Below are 13,978 nucleotides of genomic sequence, written 5' to 3' on the forward strand. Positions count from 1 at the left end.
CCTCGTCTTGCTTGGCGGTGGCCGATGTTCTTCGGCGCGGCCTACGGCCATGCGCAGGAGGGGTGCCCTTCGCACCCCTCCTGCGGCTCCGAAGGCTTATGCGGCCGCCGGGCGTCCTTCGCCCATCGGACCGTCCGAGCGTGCTGTATCCTGCGCGGCGTCCTCGTCTTCCTCGAACACCGGCGGCTTCATGGCCACGTAGACGATCCACAGCAGCGTGCCCACGGCCGCCGTGGCCGCGCAGAGCGGCGCCACGTTGGTCCATACCTGGGCCTCGCCTATGATATAGCCCACCACCGGCGTGCACAGAAGGTTCGAGATGCCCTGGAAGAAGATGATGATGGCCATGCCCACCGGCATGGTCACGCGCTTGGGCATGGTCACGGGCACCATCGACCACACCACGCCGCTCGTCCAGCCGCTCTCGAGGCCCAAGAGCACCAGATAGGCGGGCAGGTACTCGTAGGGAACCAGGAACGCGCCCACGTAGAAAAACGCGCAGAACCCCGCGATGATCACCATGACGTTGCGCGCCTTAAGCGTCTGGAACTTCCCCAGCAGGAAAGCCGTGACCAGCGCCATGGGGATGGAGGCCGCGAAGCCGAGCGAGGCCATGGATCCGCCGGACACGCCGGCCTGTGCCTGAGCGGCGGCAAGGTCCATGCCTTCTGCCAGCATGCGTTCCAGCTCCACGCCCTGCACGTAGGTGGGCACCCAGGTGAGCACCGAGAGCGAGGTGAACATGAGGAAGCAGAACCCCAGGCCGAACAGCCACATGCGCTTCACCTTGAATCCCTCGAGCAGGATGGCGGCGGGGCGGTGCTGCTTCTCGCCCGTCTCCCGCTCGCGCTTGGCGGCCACGCCGCGCCCGGCATGCGGCACGCTCACGAACAGCGCGAACACCACGAAGGACACGAGGGCGAGCACGTCGGAGAACCACCACCAGGCATGCCAGTTGGTCGGGTCTCCCGTGAGCGCGAGCGCCACCGGCACGCCGATGTTGTAGGCGAGCGTGGAACCCACGACGTACCACAGGTTCCAGATGCCCATGGGAAGCCCCGCCTTCTCGCGGGGGAAGTACATGGAGATGACGGTGGTGGCCACCACGCCCATCATGGCCACGCCGATGCCCTCGAGCACGCGTCCTGCGATGAGCTGCGCGAACGAGTATGACAGCGCGCCCACGGCGCATCCGGCCACCATGAAGGCCAGGCCCACGAGGCCCACGCGCTTCGGGCCGAAGCGGTTGAGCAGGAACGCCGAGGGGAACGCGGTGATAATGCCGGCCACGGCGATGACCGACATGAGCCAGCCGGTGGTGCCCGGATCGGTCCCGAAGTCGTGCATGAGGGCGCCCATGAACGTGGGCACCTTGAACTGGTTCATAATGACGATGATGCCGCAGAACAGCAAGGCGAAGAGCACGATCCAGCCCTTGCGCTGGCGGTTGCGGGCCACGTCGTTTTGATGGTTGTTGCTCATGATTAGTCCCTTCTCTCCGCGAACGCGGGGATACAGGCTTGAGGGAAGGGGCGCTGCTCGCCGCAGTCGCCCCGTGAAATTGGTTTTTCCGTAGGCAAGGACTCTGCCCTTATGCTGACTGGAGCTGCTCCGCAAGCGGCAAAGCGTTGAATTGAATTCCGCTCCGCCGCTTTGAAGTTGGGTGTAAGGTCTTAGTGCTGTGCGGCTGCCTCGTCTGCGGGTTTGCCGGCGGGAGCGCTCGCGGCCTGCTTCTTAGAGGGCTTCACGCCGAAGGCGAGTAGGATGCCCACGATGCTCACGGGCACGAGCGCATACACGGCAAGCATAGGGTCGACGTGGATACCAGCGGCGGCGGCCTCCTGGGCCGCTTGTGCGATGGCGGGGCCGAAGTCGGCCGGGGTGCCGCCGGAAGCGAGCACGGCCTGCTTGGCCTCGATGGCCACATTGGAGGCGGCGGTCAGCGTGTCGCTGAACGGATGCATGACGTAGCTCGTGAACATCTGGCCCGCGTACTGGCCCAGCGTCAGGAACGACAAGCCGAAGGCCACGGCCGTGGCGCCGCCCTTGAACACGAACGTCGGCACGAGCGGGCGGCAGCAGGCATTGAGCAGCATGTTGCCGGCGCAGAAGAACACGACGTAGGGGAGGAAGAACGTGACCTGCGAGAACGTGGCGGATGCGAGCGCCAGGAACAGGATGCCCACCACGACGCAGAGGTACTTCTTATCCCTGGGCGTCTTGTCGAGGATCAAGCCGCCGATGGGGGCCAGCGCGCCGCACGCGCAGATCAGGCCGCCCCACAGGCCGGCGGCCGCCGCATCCCAGCCCAGGCCGCCCAGCAGCTCGGGGGTTTGCATCCAGGTCTTCAGGTACTGGCTGAAGCCGTAGTTGACGTAGTTGTAGATGGCGAACATGAGGATCAGGCACCACAGCTGGCGGCTCTTGAAGAACGGAAGGACCTCTTTGAAGGACTTGCGCTCGGGAGACACCTGCGACCGCTCGTTCTCGCGCGGCTCGCGGAACACGATGGCGAAGATCACGGCGAACACGACGATGACAGCGACCCAGATCCACTGGAACGCCACCATGTCGCTGCCCGCCATCTCGAACACGTTGTTGCCGATGAAGTTGATGACGAAGATGCCCACGGGCGCCCAGATGGACCAGATGGCCATGGCGCGCCCGCGCGTGGCATCGGGGAACCACACCGACACGCAGGTGGGGCCTGCGACGATGGTGGTGGCCAGGGCCACGCCCAGAATGAAGCGCCCCACGAGGAACGCGTAGAAGTTGTCGCCCACGAAGACGGCGCTCACGGCCGTGCCGACGGCGCCGAGCGCGAGGCCGGCGACGGTCGCGGCTTTCGGGCCGATCTTGCGCACCAGGTACGAGGCGGGCAGGGCCATGATCAGCGCGCCGATAGGCACGAGGCCCATGACGTTCGACATCAGCTCGAAGTTGGCCGGGTTGGCGAACAGCGCGTTGTTCTCGGCCAGCCAGTTCTTGAACACCGGGAACGTGATGCCCGGCAGCCACTGCCAGGCGAAGACCAGCGCGATGCCGGCCAGGACCGACGTGATGAGGCATGGCCAGGCGTACGACGGCGTCTTCTCAACAGGTTTGGCTTCCCTTGCCGCTACGGCGGCATTCGGATTGCTCATGATGGTTTCCCCTCTTTCATCGGACGCCTCCTTGCGCGGCGTCGACGGATCTGCCGGGAAGGGGCTCCGCCCCTCCCGTCTTTCCCTACAGGTTGAACAGCTTCGCCGCGTTGCCGCCCAGCATGAGGTCCTTCTCCTCCTGCGTGACGTCGAGGGCCTTCACCGAGCCCACCGAGCGGGCCATCCACTCGTAGAACACGGGGAACGAAGAGCCCAGAAGCAGGTGGTCGGCGCCGCACGTCTTCACGGCGAGCTCGAGCTGGTCCTTGCTCCAGCTCATGGGGTGCGTCATGTCGAAGTAGATGTTGTTGGCTAGGTAGCGGTCGTACGCCTCGCGGTCGACGTTGGTGGCCAGGCGGTTCATAGCCTCCTTCTTCTTCACCGACACGTGCGGGGCGAGCAGGTCCTTGAGCGCGAACCAGTTGCCGCCGAACATCGTGTGGATGAACTTGAGGTCGGGGAACTCGTCGAACATGCCCGAGTACACCTCGCGGCCCACTGCGGTGGCCTGCACGTGGATACGGCCGAGCTCGCGTCGCAGGGGCGTGTAGTCGGCGAAGTTGCCGAACGAGTTCTGTCCGGGCGTATGGTGGATGGCGCAGGGCACCTTCTTGTCGTTGAGCACCTTCAGGTAGGGCTTGAACAGCTCGTCGTCGAGGAACTTGTCGCCGTAGCAGCAGGCGAATTGCACGCCCACCATGCCGAGGTCGCCCAGGCAGCGCTCCAGCTCGTAGATATCCTCCTTGCGGCCCCACGGCGGCAGCACGGCGTTGGCGTACAGGCGCCCTTCCGACTGACGGCACATCTCGGCGGCCTGGTCGTTCACGATCTTGCACATGTCGAGCGGCAGCCATTCCTGCCACACCGGCATGCGCAGAAGCGCGATGTCAACGCCCACCTCGTCCATGGCGCGGAGCTTCGTCTCCAGCGTGTAGTCGCCCTCCACGTAGTTCAGGATGTCCTTGCCGTCCTCGGTGGCAAGCACGATCTGGTCCTTGGCGCTGTCGGGCGTCTTGCCGCGGTAGGCCTTGAGCCCCATGGTGATGGGGGCGGAGTACAGAAAGCCGTTGAGCACCTCCTCGTTCGTGAACAGGTCGGTGGGCAGGAAGTGCATGTTGATGTCGATGACCTTGTTGTCTGCCATGTTCTCTCCTTTTTCTCTCGACGGGCGCCCGCCCCGCGCCGCTTGGCCGCAGGGCGGCGAGGCGCGGGGCGGGCAGCCCGCCCGGGTTACCGGTAGATCGGTGTAACTTCGCGCTCCGCGATCTTCTTCATGTTGGCGCCGCAGCGGTCCTTCCAGTCGATGCGGCCCTGCTCGCGTTCGAGCTCGGTGACCGAGCGGCTGAAGTCGCGCGTCAGGTGAACGTCGACGTTCATCAGCTTCTCGGCGATCCTCCCGCCGAAATCGTCCTCGAATCTCTGGGCCATGTCCGTCCTCCTTCCTGGTTCCCTTTTCCGCGGGCGCCCCGCCTTGGCACGGCGCCCGCGGCCCGACAGATCTACGCCTCGTTGATGGCGACGATCATCTGCTTCTCGCGGTCGACCTTCTTCGCGAGGTCCTCCACGTCTCCCCAGTCCAGGCACTGGGCCTGGCAGTGCTGCACGCACGTGGGCTGCTTGCCCTTGCCCACGCGCTCGGCGCACAGGTCGCACCACTTGGTGAACTGGGGGATGAAGTCGTACTGGTAGTCCTTCTTGGCCTCGTCGATGTGCAGCGGGCCCAGCTTCGTGATCTTCAGGCCGAACTGCGCCTCGGTGTAGCCGTGTTCCTGCTGGCAGGCCAGCACGCACGCCTCGCAGCCGGTGCAGTAGTCGACGTCGACCAAAATTCCCTGGTAAGCCATGTCTCTCATCCTTTCCGTCGCGCGGCTGCTAGTCGGCCTTGCGGATCTTGCACATCATGGCCTTGTAGTTCGAGCCGAAGCCCGATACGCCGGCGTCGAAGGGCACGAGGTTGTTGATGTTGGACTCCAGCACGCCGAACAGGCCCTCTTGCTCGTTCTCCACGTTCTCCTCGGCCGCGTCCTTGCGCTCGGGGAACCACCAGCCGTGCTCGGCCTGCATGACGCGCGGGTCGTAGGTGTCGTTGAAGGCGGCCTTGTACTTGCACTTGCCGTGCTTGTTCTCCAGCCACACCCAGTCGCCCTCCTCGATTCCGTTGGCGGCTGCGGTGTCGGGGTGCAGGTACACGAGCGGGTCGGGGTGCAGGGCGCGCAGCTTCTTGACCTGGCGCTGCTCGGAGTGGAAGAAGTGCGGAACGCGCGCGCCGGACGTGACGATGTAGGGGTACTCCTCCACGTCCTCGGGGGCGCTGTAGGGGCTCTCCACCGGCTCGACGTAGCTCGGCAGCGGGTCGAGGCCCGACCACGACGTGTGGTGGAACACCATGGAGTAGATCTCCGCGCGGCCCGTCTCGGTGCGGAAGCCCGGCTGGCCGTCGGGGCGCAGGTCTCCCGTCTCGTACTTGCGGTACTTGAACTCGGGGTACTTCCACGTGGACTCGCGCAGCTCGTCCCAGGTGAAGCCGCCGTCCTCAAGGGCGTAGTCCCACATCTCCTGCACGTCGTCCCAAGGCCAGGCGATGTCCTGGTTCTCGGGCTTGATGGCCGCCGTCAGGCGCTTGCCCAGCTCCAGGAAGATGGTGTTGTCGGGCTTGGAGTCGCCCACGGGCTCGATGGCCTTGTTGATGCAGCTGATGCGGTAGGCGTTGAGCCCGCCGAAGCCGTCGCGCTCCTCGTAGGTGGCGGCGGGCAGCACCACGTCGGCCAGCGCCATCATGGTGGGGGTCATGAACAGGTCGGACACCACGATGAAGTCGATCTGCTTGTACCATTCCAGCTGCTGGGCGGCCTGGGCGCCCATGGTGGCCAGGAAGTTGTTCGTCACGATGTAGGCCGCGCGGATGGGTATCTCGCCGCGCTGCCACGCCTCGATGGTGGCGTTGGAGGACAGGTTCTTGAAGCCCACGGCGAACATGGGGTAGCGCTCCACGCCGATGCGCTTGGACTGCTCCTCCTCGGTCATGAGCTCGTCCCAGCCCCAGGTGCCGGTCCAGTTCGGCTGCTCGATGCCCCAGCAGGCGTCGCCCATCACGTTGCCGCCGGGCACGTCGAGGTTGCCGGTGATGCACCACAGGGCCGTGATGGCGTGCGCTGCCTGCTGGCCGCCCGTCTGCTGGTCGAGCGCCACGCCCCATTGGATGGCGGCGGGCTTCGATGCGGCGTAGGTGCGCGCCACGCGCTGCACGTCCTCCTTGGCCACCCAGGCCCTCTCGCACAGGTCGTCCAGGTCCATCTCCGCCACGCGCTCGCACACGGCTTCCAGGCCGTACACCCACTTGTCGCAGAAGTCCTGGTCGTAGAGCTTCTCGTCGCAGACGACCTTCAGCATGGCCATGGCCAGCGCGCCGTCGCCGCCGGGACGCACGCGCAGCCAGTCCTCGCCGGCGCGGGCCGCGAGCCACGTGAGCTGCGGGTCCACCACGGCCACCTTCATGCCGCGCTTCATGAGGTCGGTGATCCAATGGCCGTAGAAGCCGTCTGCGTTGCTGTAGAAGGGTTGGTGGCCCCACACGATGCAGTACTCGGGCACCGTGTAGCGGGGATCATCGTAGCGCTGGGGGAGGAACTGCGAGCAGTCCATGACGCACGCGCCGCCCAGCATGCAGGCCATCGACGCGATGCGGGGCAGGTAGCACGAGTTGCCGGCGAAGTAGGGCACGCCCTCGTTCGGGGAGCCCACGCAGGCGTTCAGGCGCGTTACCTGGTGGATATCGCGGCCCGTGCCCTGGCACATGGCGATCTTGTCGGCGCCGTACGTGTCGACGACGCGCTTGAACTCGCGCACGATGATGTCGTAGGCCTCGTCCCAGCTGATCTCCACGAACTTGTCCTTGCCGCGGTCGGCGCGGTCGCGCTTCATCGGTTTGGTCAGGCGGTCCTCATGGTAGACGTAGTCGGGGATGCAGAGGCAGCGGCTGCACAGGCGTCCCTGGTTGTAGGGGTCCTCCGGGTCGCCCTCCACTTTCACCAGCTTGCCGTCCTTCACGTAGGACAGGATGCCGCACACGTTGTGGCATCCAGGCGCGCTGCGCGCGGTGCCGCGGATGACGGTCATGCCGTCCTCCTCCCACGTCCAAGGCACTTTCGGCGTCTCGGCAGCAGGCACGGGCGGGCGCGTGTCGGTCTTCTTCGGCAGGCGCGAGCCGCGGCGGTACTTCTTCCCGTTGGTCTCGCTCCAGTGCTCCTGCACGGGGGCCTGGGCTGAATCGGCCATACGTTCCTCCTTCTCGTTGCTTCTCATCGGTTCTCGTCTCGCATCGGGGTCGTCTCCGGCCCGGTTCCGTCGCGGCTTGCGCGCGCGGTGGGCGGGCACGATTCCGAACGGGGCCAGAATAAGGAGGATTCGTGGAGCGGCGTCCCCCGCAGATGATGAGGAAGCCCTTTTCATTATTCCAACCCGAGCGTTTTCGGCGATAATCCTCTTGGTATGAGACTCCCAACTGGGAATACGCTATGAATTAAGAAGCAAGCCCAGGAAGGGGCGCCGGTGCGAAGGGCGTGCTAAAAGGGTAGGGATGGAGAGGAGGCGGCTGCTAGGCCGCCACGGGGCAGTTGCGATCGAGCCGGCGTACCCGCTTCGCGTGTTTGATGATGTGGGAGATCCCGCCAGGGCTGCGTAATGATGCCGAAGCTGCATGTCGCATCCGATATTGGAACGAACTGCCCAACGCGGCTCCGTTGCGTCGAGCATTGCAGGTGCTGAATCTGCCGCCGAATTTGAGGGTAAGTGAATTTACGCAAATTCGGTCTTGCGCAAAGGCTGCGTTCCGGTATAATCTTCACTTGCGCGCGACCGAGACGGGAAGCGCCAAGGCTCATTCCTCGGTAGCTCAACGGCAGAGCATCCGGCTGTTAACCGGAGGGTTGTAGGTTCGAATCCTACCCGGGGAGCCATGAAACCACAGGCCAGAAGCAACGCGCTTCTGGCCTTTTTCTTTTCGGAGCTGCGAAGGCGGAATGCGATCCCGAAACCGGCTTGGCGACGTGCGGCGCAGGGGCCAGGAGCCGACAGGAGCCGGCGAGTGGGACAAACAGGGGGTCGGGGGACTCATGGGCGTTTCGGACAGGGGAGCGGCGCGCAGGAGCGCACGCCGTAGCTCGATGTTGATGGGCGTGCTGGCCATTGCGGCGGGCATTGTCATCGTCATGAACCTCTTCAAGGTGTCGGCTTCGTTGAGCTTGCTTACGGCAGACCTGGGGATCGGTGCGAGCGCGGGGAGCTGGCTCGTCACGGTGTGCACCGTGGTGGCTGTGGTCCTGGTGCTGCCGGCGGGCGGTCTGGCCGACCGGTTCGGGCCGAAGCGGGTGGGACTGTTCGGCCTGGCGTGCGCGGCGCTCGGCAGCGCGGTGGGCGCCCTCTGCACCGATATCGGCCCCCTTCTGGCGTCGCGTGCGCTCGAGGGCGTGGGCTACGGGCTCACCGGCGTCGTCTCGCCGGCCATCATCGCGGAGGCCTTCCCGCCCGAGAGGCGCGGCATCCCTATGGCCGTCTGGTCGTGCTGGATGGATTTGGGCATGCTTGCCGTGCTCAACGTGGCGAACCTCGTCATCGACCCGGCCGTGGCGTCCAGCTGGAAGGGCCTCTGGTGGCTGTGCGCGGCGCTGACCGCGGCTCTGGCGGCGGTCTATGCACTTGCGGTGCGTGAGGGGCCGCGGCCGGAGGCGGGAGCGGGCGCGGGAGGAAGCGTCCTGCTGACCTCGCTCGCCGGTGCGCTGAAGTCGCCCGCCACCTGGGTGGTGTCGTCCGTGTTCCTCCTGTACAACGTCGGCGTGCTGTCGCTTCTGACGCTGGCGCCGCTCTACTGCCAGACGCAGCTCGGCCTGGGCGCCGCCGAGGCCAACTCATATACGAGCCTGCTCACCATCGGTATGATCTCGGGGGCGTTCGCCACAGGGCTCGTGCTCGTGCGAGTGCGCACGTTGCGCGGTCGCATCATGCTGCTGGCGGCGAGCATGGCGCTGGCAGCTGCGGTGCTGGGCGGGGCCTACGTGTACACGGTCGACCAGATCGTCCCCTTCATGCTGCTGGGCGGGCTGGCCCTCTCCATCATGCCGGCGGTGGGGTTCACCATCGTGCCCGAGACGCCCGCATCGCCCGCCTTCGCCGGCGCGGCCATCGGGCTGTTCATGCTCATGGGCAACCTGGCTGGCATCGGCACGCCGCTTATCGGCGGCCTCATGGAAAGCGCGCCAGCGGTCCTCTCGGCTATCCTCGTGGCGGTGAGCCTGACCGGCGCGGCGCTGTCCTTGCTGCTGCTGAGGCTCATGGGAGGATCTGCCCCGGCCCAGGGTGCCTAAGCTCCTTCGCTCGACGCGCGGTTGTCGTTGCCTTGCGGGGTTTTTCGCTCGGGCGCGACGTTCTCTTGGCAAGGGGGCCGATTTTGATATAGAATGGCGAGGCGCTGTTCGAGGGCCTATAGCTCAATGGCGGAGCAGGGGACTCATAATCCCTTGGTTGCAGGTTCGAGTCCTGCTGGGCCCACCAGAGATGACAAGGCCGGATGCTTCCTGCACCCGGCCTTTTTTCTATATGCTGTTCTTAGGTGCCGCCTAGTACACCATGCCCATGGTCTCGCGCACCTCGTCGAGCGTGGCGTCCGCGATCTCGTTGGCGCGGCGGTTGCCCTCGTGCAGCACGTCCTCGATATAGTCCAGGTCGCCCAGCAGCTCCTCGCGGCGCGCGCGGATGGGGGCCAGGTAGGCGTTCACGCTCTCGGTGACGTACTTCTTGAGCGTGCCCGACCCGCCGTCGCCTATCTCGGCGGCGATGTCGGCCTCCGTGCGGCCCGTGCAGAGCGCTGCCGTGGTGAGCAGCGCCGACACGCCGGGGCGGCCTTCGGGGTCGTAGGTGATGTTCCGGTCGGCGTCGGTCTGCGACTTCTTGATGAGCTTCGCCGTCTCGGCGTCGGTCGCCGACAGGCTGATGGCGTTGCCGTAGCTCTTCGACATCTTGCGGCCGTCCAGGCCGGGGATGGCCGGCGCGTCGTTCAGCAGGCCGTCGGGCTCGGGGAACACGTGGCCGTAGCGCTCGTTGAAGCGGCGGGCTATCTGGCGCGTCTGCTCGATGTGGGGCATCTGGTCCTTGCCCACGGGCACGATGTTGCCCTTGCAGAACAGGATGTCGCACGCCTGGTGCACGGGGTAGGTGAGCAGAAGGCCCGTGAGCGCGTGGCCCGAGGCGTCCTGCTCGGCCTTCACCGTGGGGTTGCGCAGAAGCTCGGACTCGGTGACGAGCGACAGGAACGGCAGCATGAGCTGGTTCAGGGCCGGCACCGCCGAATGCGTGAAGATGATGGTCTTTTCGGGATCGATGCCGCAAGCCAGGTAGTCCACCACCATGTTGCGCACGTTGTCGGCGATGTTCGCCGTGGTGTCGCGGTCGGTGATCACCTGGTAGTCGGCGATGATGATGCGCGTGGCGATGCCCAGGTCCTGCAGCGCCACGCGCTCGCGGATAGTGCCGAAGTAGTGGCCAAGGTGCAGACGCCCGGTGGGGCGGTCGCCGGTCAACATGGTGTACTTCTCGGGGTGCTCGGGCAGGTCCGCGCGGATCTCGTCGGAGCGCTTGCGGCTGGCTTCGTAGCTGTCGATGCTCATGGGTTCAAGTCTCTTTCATGTATCATGCGGGCAAAACGTTGCCGTCCAGTATAGCGGTTCTTCCGCGCGGCCGCTCGCGGTTCCTCTTGCCGCTTGCGGTTTCATCCGTTGCACAGCGTGGGACGATCATCTATATTTAGTAATGCTAAGTAACAGAAACGAGGAGCGTCGATGCAGCAGAGGTTCGCCCAGCAGATGAAGAAGGGCGCGCTGGACATGCTCGTGCTGAAACTGCTCGAGCACGAGGAGAAGTACGGCTACCAGCTTATCGGCGAGCTGTGCGAGCGCTCGGACGGCACCGTGTCGCTGAAGGAGGGCACGCTGTACCCCATTCTGTACCGGATGGAGGACAACGGCCTGGTGGCGAGCCGCCTAGCGGCCAAAACGGCGAAAGAGCCCGCGCGCAAGTACTACGCCATCACGGAGCAGGGCCGAGAGGCGCTGGACGAGATGTACGCGGTATGGAACGAGTTCGACGGATGCGTGCGGTCGATCATGGAGGAGGAGCGATGAACGAGAAGGCCTATGCGAAAGCGGTGGCGAAGCGCCTGGCGTGCTCGAAGGCGCGCCGCGACGAGTTCGTGCACGACCTGGAGTCCGACATCTCCTCTGCGCTCGCCGCGGGCGAGGCGTGGGAGCAGGTGGAGGCCCGTATGGGCGACCCGCGCGAGGTCGCCCGCGAGTTCAACGAGGGCTTGTCCGAGGGCGAGCTCGCCGCCGGCAGGAAGCGCCGTCGTCTAAGGGCGGCCGGCGTCGCGGCCGTCGCGGTGGTCGTGGTGGTGGCGGTGCTCGCGGCGGCCGCCTGGTGGGTGTTCCCGAAGGCGACGTCGCCCGGCGCTGCAACCGGGCTCGACGAGCAGGCTGCCGTGGAGCGTGCGCAGGAGGTTGTGACGCTGCTCGACGCGGACGATTTCGACGCCCTGCGCGCGCTGTCGGACGAAACCATGGCGAAGGTCCTGTCCAAGGAGGGTATCGACCAGGCCCGTGCCGCCGTCGGCGAGAACTGGGGCGCGTTCGTGTCGTTCGGTAAAGCGTACGTGTCCGATCTCACCCAAGGGGGCGTGACCGGAACCGTGGTGCGCATGGCTGCCGTATACGAGAACGCCACGGTCGTCTACCAGATATCGCTCAACTCGGATGCGCAGCTCATCGGCATCTATTTCGGCTAAGGTCTGCCGGGGTGCTGGACGGCCGCAGGTGAAGGAGGTTCTGCTGTGGAGTGGTCGATCGTGGCAGAGGCGGCATGCGGCGTGGCCGTGTCAGCTGCTCTCACTGTGGGGATCTGACGAAAGGGGCCTTCCATGAACGAAGCGTTGGCGCATCTGTCGCGGGAGCGGTTGGAGCAGCTAGTCGAGGCATACGCAAAAAACGCCATCGCGCTCGACGGGGTGTGGTTCCAGGCGACGGAGCGCGACGTTGGCATGGAGGCGGCCATGCGCTACGACTGCGAGGCGTGGGAGCGCTTCGGGCTCACCGAGGCGCGGCGGCTCAAGGCGCTGCTGGGGCTGGGGGAGCATCCCGGCCTGGACGGCCTGGCCGCAGCGTTGCTGCTGCGCTTCCAGTCGGTGGCGAACGCGTGCACCGTGCGCCGTGAGGAGGGCGCCGTAGTGTACCGCATCGAGACGTGCCGCGTGCAGCAGGCGCGCCATGGAAAAGGGTTGGGCTACCATCCCTGCAAGCAAGTGGGAGTCGTGGAGCATCCGGCGTTCGCCCGCGGCATCGACGAGCGTCTGTCCTGCACCTGCCTGAGCTGTTATCCTAACGTAACCGATGACACCTGCAGCTGCGCTTGGCGTTTCACCCTGCGAGTGCCCTAGAGAGGAGCGGGGATGTTCGAATGGCTGGGAATCGAGTTGGATCCGAGCGGGCTGGCGATCCTCGCAAACCCGATAGGCTTTTTCCTCGTGTTCTCGTTTCCTCTCATGATCTTCGCGGCCTTCCTGGTCTCGGAGCTTGTCGGCCCGCTTGAGCGTTTGGTCAGAAGGAGCGAAATGCTGGGGCGCCTCTTGGACAACGCGATAGAGAAGGGGCCGCGGGAGGGCTGGTCGGGCTATATACTCGCAGCCGTCACGGTGATATCCCTCTTCGGCCTCGCCTTTTGGGCGTTCTGCTATACAGGTGGTGCATGAGGCAGGACAAACCTGGAAACTCCCATTATCGAGGTCAGGATAGCCTGCCGATATTCATTTGCGTATGATTTGCGGACGGGTCGTCGTCTGTTGGGAAATGAAAAGGCCAGAAGCAAGATATGCTTCTGGCCTGCAAGTTTCTGGTGGTCGCTACAGGATTTGAACCTGTGACCCCCGCCGTGTGAAGGCGATGCTCTCCCGCTGAGCCAAGCGACCGTTTTCGCTGCGTTGTCGCAACGTGCTTGGATATTCTAACGGTAGTTCCGTCATTGTGCAAGGGCTGATTTTGGGCTCTTGCCGGGAATCTTCAAAACTTGCCGACAACTGGGTGCTCCGCCGTGGGCGAGGGCTCTCATGCATCGCCGCGGATCACGCGCTCGGCGGCCAGCATCTCCTCGTAGTTCTCTATCTTGGCGTTCAGGCGATCGAGGCCGGCCTGCATGTCGGCAATGCGCTTCTCCACCAGCTCGCGCTGTTCCTCCAGCAGCGTCTTGCGCGCAGTTGCCGTTTGCTCGCCCTGCTCGAACAGCTGCATGTACTCGATGAGCGCCTCGATGGACACGCCGGCACCGCGCATGCACTTGACGAACTGCACGCGTGCGCAATCCTGCTCGCTGTAGTCGCGTATGCCGCTTGCATTGCGCGTGACTCCTGGCAAGAGGCCGATGCGCTCGTAATAGCGCAGGGTGTCGGCGCTCAACCCGTACTGCTTGCTCACTTCCGCGATCTTCATCTTATGGCTCCTTTCCCGCTCCGCCCCGCATTGAAGCACATGGAGCACGCTCCAAGTCAAGGGGTTGCGCGAAAACGCGCCGAGGCTGCGGCGACGCTATTGGTAGAAGTGCCGGACGATGAACGACACCACGATGATGAACCCTGCGGCCAGAAGCGAGCCGAGCGTGCGGGGATCCGCCTTCGAGGTGGTGTGGACTGCGTCTGTCGGATGGAGGTCGGCGATGCTGGTGTTCGGATTCCTGGTCATGCGAAGTGCCTCCCGTCGTGCTCGTTCGTGGTTGCTTTCTGGGATCGGCGAAGCCGTTAGCCGTAC

General features: G+C 65.2%; 14 protein-coding genes and 3 tRNA genes. 7 read left to right on the forward strand and 10 right to left on the reverse strand.

Translation table 11 applies throughout. From position 1 onward, the window contains the following. Positions 1-96: 96 nt before the first annotated feature. The 6 genes from K9U15_RS13955 to K9U15_RS13980 all read right to left on the reverse strand — a co-directional run bounded on the left by K9U15_RS13955 (position 97) and on the right by K9U15_RS13980 (position 7,418). The gene (locus K9U15_RS13955) at positions 97-1,482 is read right to left on the reverse strand and encodes a CynX/NimT family MFS transporter (protein ID WP_096228361.1); all 1,386 of its coding nucleotides are present in this window, start codon (positions 1,480-1,482) and stop codon (positions 97-99) included. Between the two features lie 191 nt (positions 1,483-1,673). Beyond that, on the reverse strand, positions 1,674-3,143 hold the full coding sequence (locus tag K9U15_RS13960) for a nitrate/nitrite transporter (protein ID WP_123674242.1): 1,470 nt from the start codon (positions 3,141-3,143) through the stop codon (positions 1,674-1,676). Positions 3,144-3,228: 85 nt separating this feature from the next. After that, the gene (locus K9U15_RS13965) at positions 3,229-4,287 is read right to left on the reverse strand and encodes an amidohydrolase family protein (RefSeq protein WP_301156404.1); all 1,059 of its coding nucleotides are present in this window, start codon (positions 4,285-4,287) and stop codon (positions 3,229-3,231) included. Between the two features lie 86 nt (positions 4,288-4,373). Beyond that, on the reverse strand, positions 4,374-4,571 hold the full coding sequence (locus K9U15_RS13970) for a hypothetical protein (RefSeq protein ID WP_015539933.1): 198 nt from the start codon (positions 4,569-4,571) through the stop codon (positions 4,374-4,376). A gap of 71 nt (positions 4,572-4,642) precedes the next feature. Next, positions 4,643-4,987, reverse strand: coding sequence for an oxidoreductase (locus K9U15_RS13975; protein WP_087190620.1), 345 nt, complete (start codon positions 4,985-4,987; stop codon positions 4,643-4,645). Positions 4,988-5,015: 28 nt separating this feature from the next. Continuing rightward, positions 5,016-7,418, reverse strand: a complete 2,403-nt coding sequence (locus K9U15_RS13980; RefSeq protein ID WP_161959475.1) for a molybdopterin-dependent oxidoreductase — start codon at positions 7,416-7,418, stop codon at positions 5,016-5,018. Between the two features lie 605 nt (positions 7,419-8,023). Here K9U15_RS13980 and K9U15_RS13985 point away from each other — a divergent pair. The 3 genes from K9U15_RS13985 to K9U15_RS13995 all read left to right on the forward strand — a co-directional run bounded on the left by K9U15_RS13985 (position 8,024) and on the right by K9U15_RS13995 (position 9,689). Continuing rightward, a tRNA-Asn gene (locus K9U15_RS13985) sits at positions 8,024-8,098 on the forward strand. 156 nt (positions 8,099-8,254) lie between these two features. After that, complete coding sequence (locus K9U15_RS13990; RefSeq protein WP_161959760.1) at positions 8,255-9,502, forward strand: CynX/NimT family MFS transporter; 1,248 nt, start codon at positions 8,255-8,257, stop codon at positions 9,500-9,502. A gap of 112 nt (positions 9,503-9,614) precedes the next feature. Further along, positions 9,615-9,689: transfer RNA gene (locus tag K9U15_RS13995), tRNA-Ile, on the forward strand. 65 nt (positions 9,690-9,754) lie between these two features. On the opposite strand, the gene trpS is transcribed toward K9U15_RS13995, so the two are convergent. Then, positions 9,755-10,801, reverse strand: a complete 1,047-nt coding sequence (gene trpS, locus K9U15_RS14000) for a tryptophan--tRNA ligase (protein ID WP_123674229.1) — start codon at positions 10,799-10,801, stop codon at positions 9,755-9,757. Positions 10,802-10,972: 171 nt separating this feature from the next. Between trpS and K9U15_RS14005 the strand changes: the two genes are divergently transcribed. From K9U15_RS14005 to K9U15_RS14020, 4 genes are all read left to right on the forward strand, one after another. Further along, positions 10,973-11,314: a PadR family transcriptional regulator gene (locus tag K9U15_RS14005; RefSeq protein WP_096228368.1), complete on the forward strand. Its 342-nt coding sequence runs from the start codon at positions 10,973-10,975 to the stop codon at positions 11,312-11,314. Continuing rightward, the gene (locus K9U15_RS14010) at positions 11,311-11,970 is read left to right on the forward strand and encodes a DUF3887 domain-containing protein (protein WP_123674228.1); all 660 of its coding nucleotides are present in this window, start codon (positions 11,311-11,313) and stop codon (positions 11,968-11,970) included. The genes K9U15_RS14005 and K9U15_RS14010 overlap by 4 nt, the downstream gene beginning before the upstream one ends. Positions 11,971-12,102: 132 nt before the next feature. After that, positions 12,103-12,618 (forward strand): DUF6125 family protein, encoded by a 516-nt coding sequence (locus tag K9U15_RS14015; RefSeq protein WP_301156408.1) that lies wholly within the window; start codon positions 12,103-12,105, stop codon positions 12,616-12,618. Positions 12,619-12,630: 12 nt separating this feature from the next. After that, positions 12,631-12,930 carry a hypothetical protein gene (locus K9U15_RS14020; protein ID WP_096228371.1) on the forward strand — a complete coding sequence of 100 codons (300 nt, stop codon included), beginning with the start codon at positions 12,631-12,633 and terminating at the stop codon, positions 12,928-12,930. Positions 12,931-13,071: 141 nt separating this feature from the next. Here K9U15_RS14020 and K9U15_RS14025 read toward each other — a convergent pair. The 3 genes from K9U15_RS14025 to K9U15_RS14035 all read right to left on the reverse strand — a co-directional run bounded on the left by K9U15_RS14025 (position 13,072) and on the right by K9U15_RS14035 (position 13,912). Next, a tRNA-Val gene (locus tag K9U15_RS14025) sits at positions 13,072-13,146 on the reverse strand. Positions 13,147-13,282: 136 nt separating this feature from the next. Then, entirely contained in the window at positions 13,283-13,663 is a 381-nt protein-coding gene (locus tag K9U15_RS14030) for a MerR family transcriptional regulator (RefSeq protein ID WP_096228372.1), read from the reverse strand. Positions 13,664-13,759: 96 nt separating this feature from the next. Further along, positions 13,760-13,912: a hypothetical protein gene (locus tag K9U15_RS14035; RefSeq protein WP_161959759.1), complete on the reverse strand. Its 153-nt coding sequence runs from the start codon at positions 13,910-13,912 to the stop codon at positions 13,760-13,762. Positions 13,913-13,978: the final 66 nt, after the last annotated feature.

Origin of the sequence: Gordonibacter sp. RACS_AR68 (genome assembly GCF_030418485.1) — a bacterium.
Taxonomy (GTDB): Bacteria; Actinomycetota; Coriobacteriia; order Coriobacteriales; family Eggerthellaceae; genus Gordonibacter; species Gordonibacter urolithinfaciens.

Bases quoted from the DNA above. Each gene is read 5' to 3' on its own strand.
- K9U15_RS14020 (WP_096228371.1), top strand. From the start codon at position 12,631: ATGTTCGAATGGCTGGGAATCGAGTTGGATCCGAGCGGGCTGGCGATC.
- K9U15_RS13980 (WP_161959475.1), bottom strand. From the start codon at position 7,418: ATGGCCGATTCAGCCCAGGCCCCCGTGCAGGAGCACTGGAGCGAGACC.
- K9U15_RS14015 (WP_301156408.1), top strand. From the start codon at position 12,103: ATGAACGAAGCGTTGGCGCATCTGTCGCGGGAGCGGTTGGAGCAGCTA.
- K9U15_RS14005 (WP_096228368.1), top strand. From the start codon at position 10,973: ATGCAGCAGAGGTTCGCCCAGCAGATGAAGAAGGGCGCGCTGGACATG.
- K9U15_RS14035 (WP_161959759.1), bottom strand. From the start codon at position 13,912: ATGACCAGGAATCCGAACACCAGCATCGCCGACCTCCATCCGACAGAC.
- K9U15_RS14030 (WP_096228372.1), bottom strand. From the start codon at position 13,663: ATGAAGATCGCGGAAGTGAGCAAGCAGTACGGGTTGAGCGCCGACACC.
- K9U15_RS14010 (WP_123674228.1), top strand. From the start codon at position 11,311: ATGAACGAGAAGGCCTATGCGAAAGCGGTGGCGAAGCGCCTGGCGTGC.
- K9U15_RS13970 (WP_015539933.1), bottom strand. From the start codon at position 4,571: ATGGCCCAGAGATTCGAGGACGATTTCGGCGGGAGGATCGCCGAGAAG.
- K9U15_RS13960 (WP_123674242.1), bottom strand. From the start codon at position 3,143: ATGAGCAATCCGAATGCCGCCGTAGCGGCAAGGGAAGCCAAACCTGTT.
- K9U15_RS13990 (WP_161959760.1), top strand. From the start codon at position 8,255: ATGGGCGTTTCGGACAGGGGAGCGGCGCGCAGGAGCGCACGCCGTAGC.
- K9U15_RS13965 (WP_301156404.1), bottom strand. From the start codon at position 4,287: ATGGCAGACAACAAGGTCATCGACATCAACATGCACTTCCTGCCCACC.
- trpS (WP_123674229.1), bottom strand. From the start codon at position 10,801: ATGAGCATCGACAGCTACGAAGCCAGCCGCAAGCGCTCCGACGAGATC.
- K9U15_RS13975 (WP_087190620.1), bottom strand. From the start codon at position 4,987: ATGGCTTACCAGGGAATTTTGGTCGACGTCGACTACTGCACCGGCTGC.
- K9U15_RS13955 (WP_096228361.1), bottom strand. From the start codon at position 1,482: ATGAGCAACAACCATCAAAACGACGTGGCCCGCAACCGCCAGCGCAAG.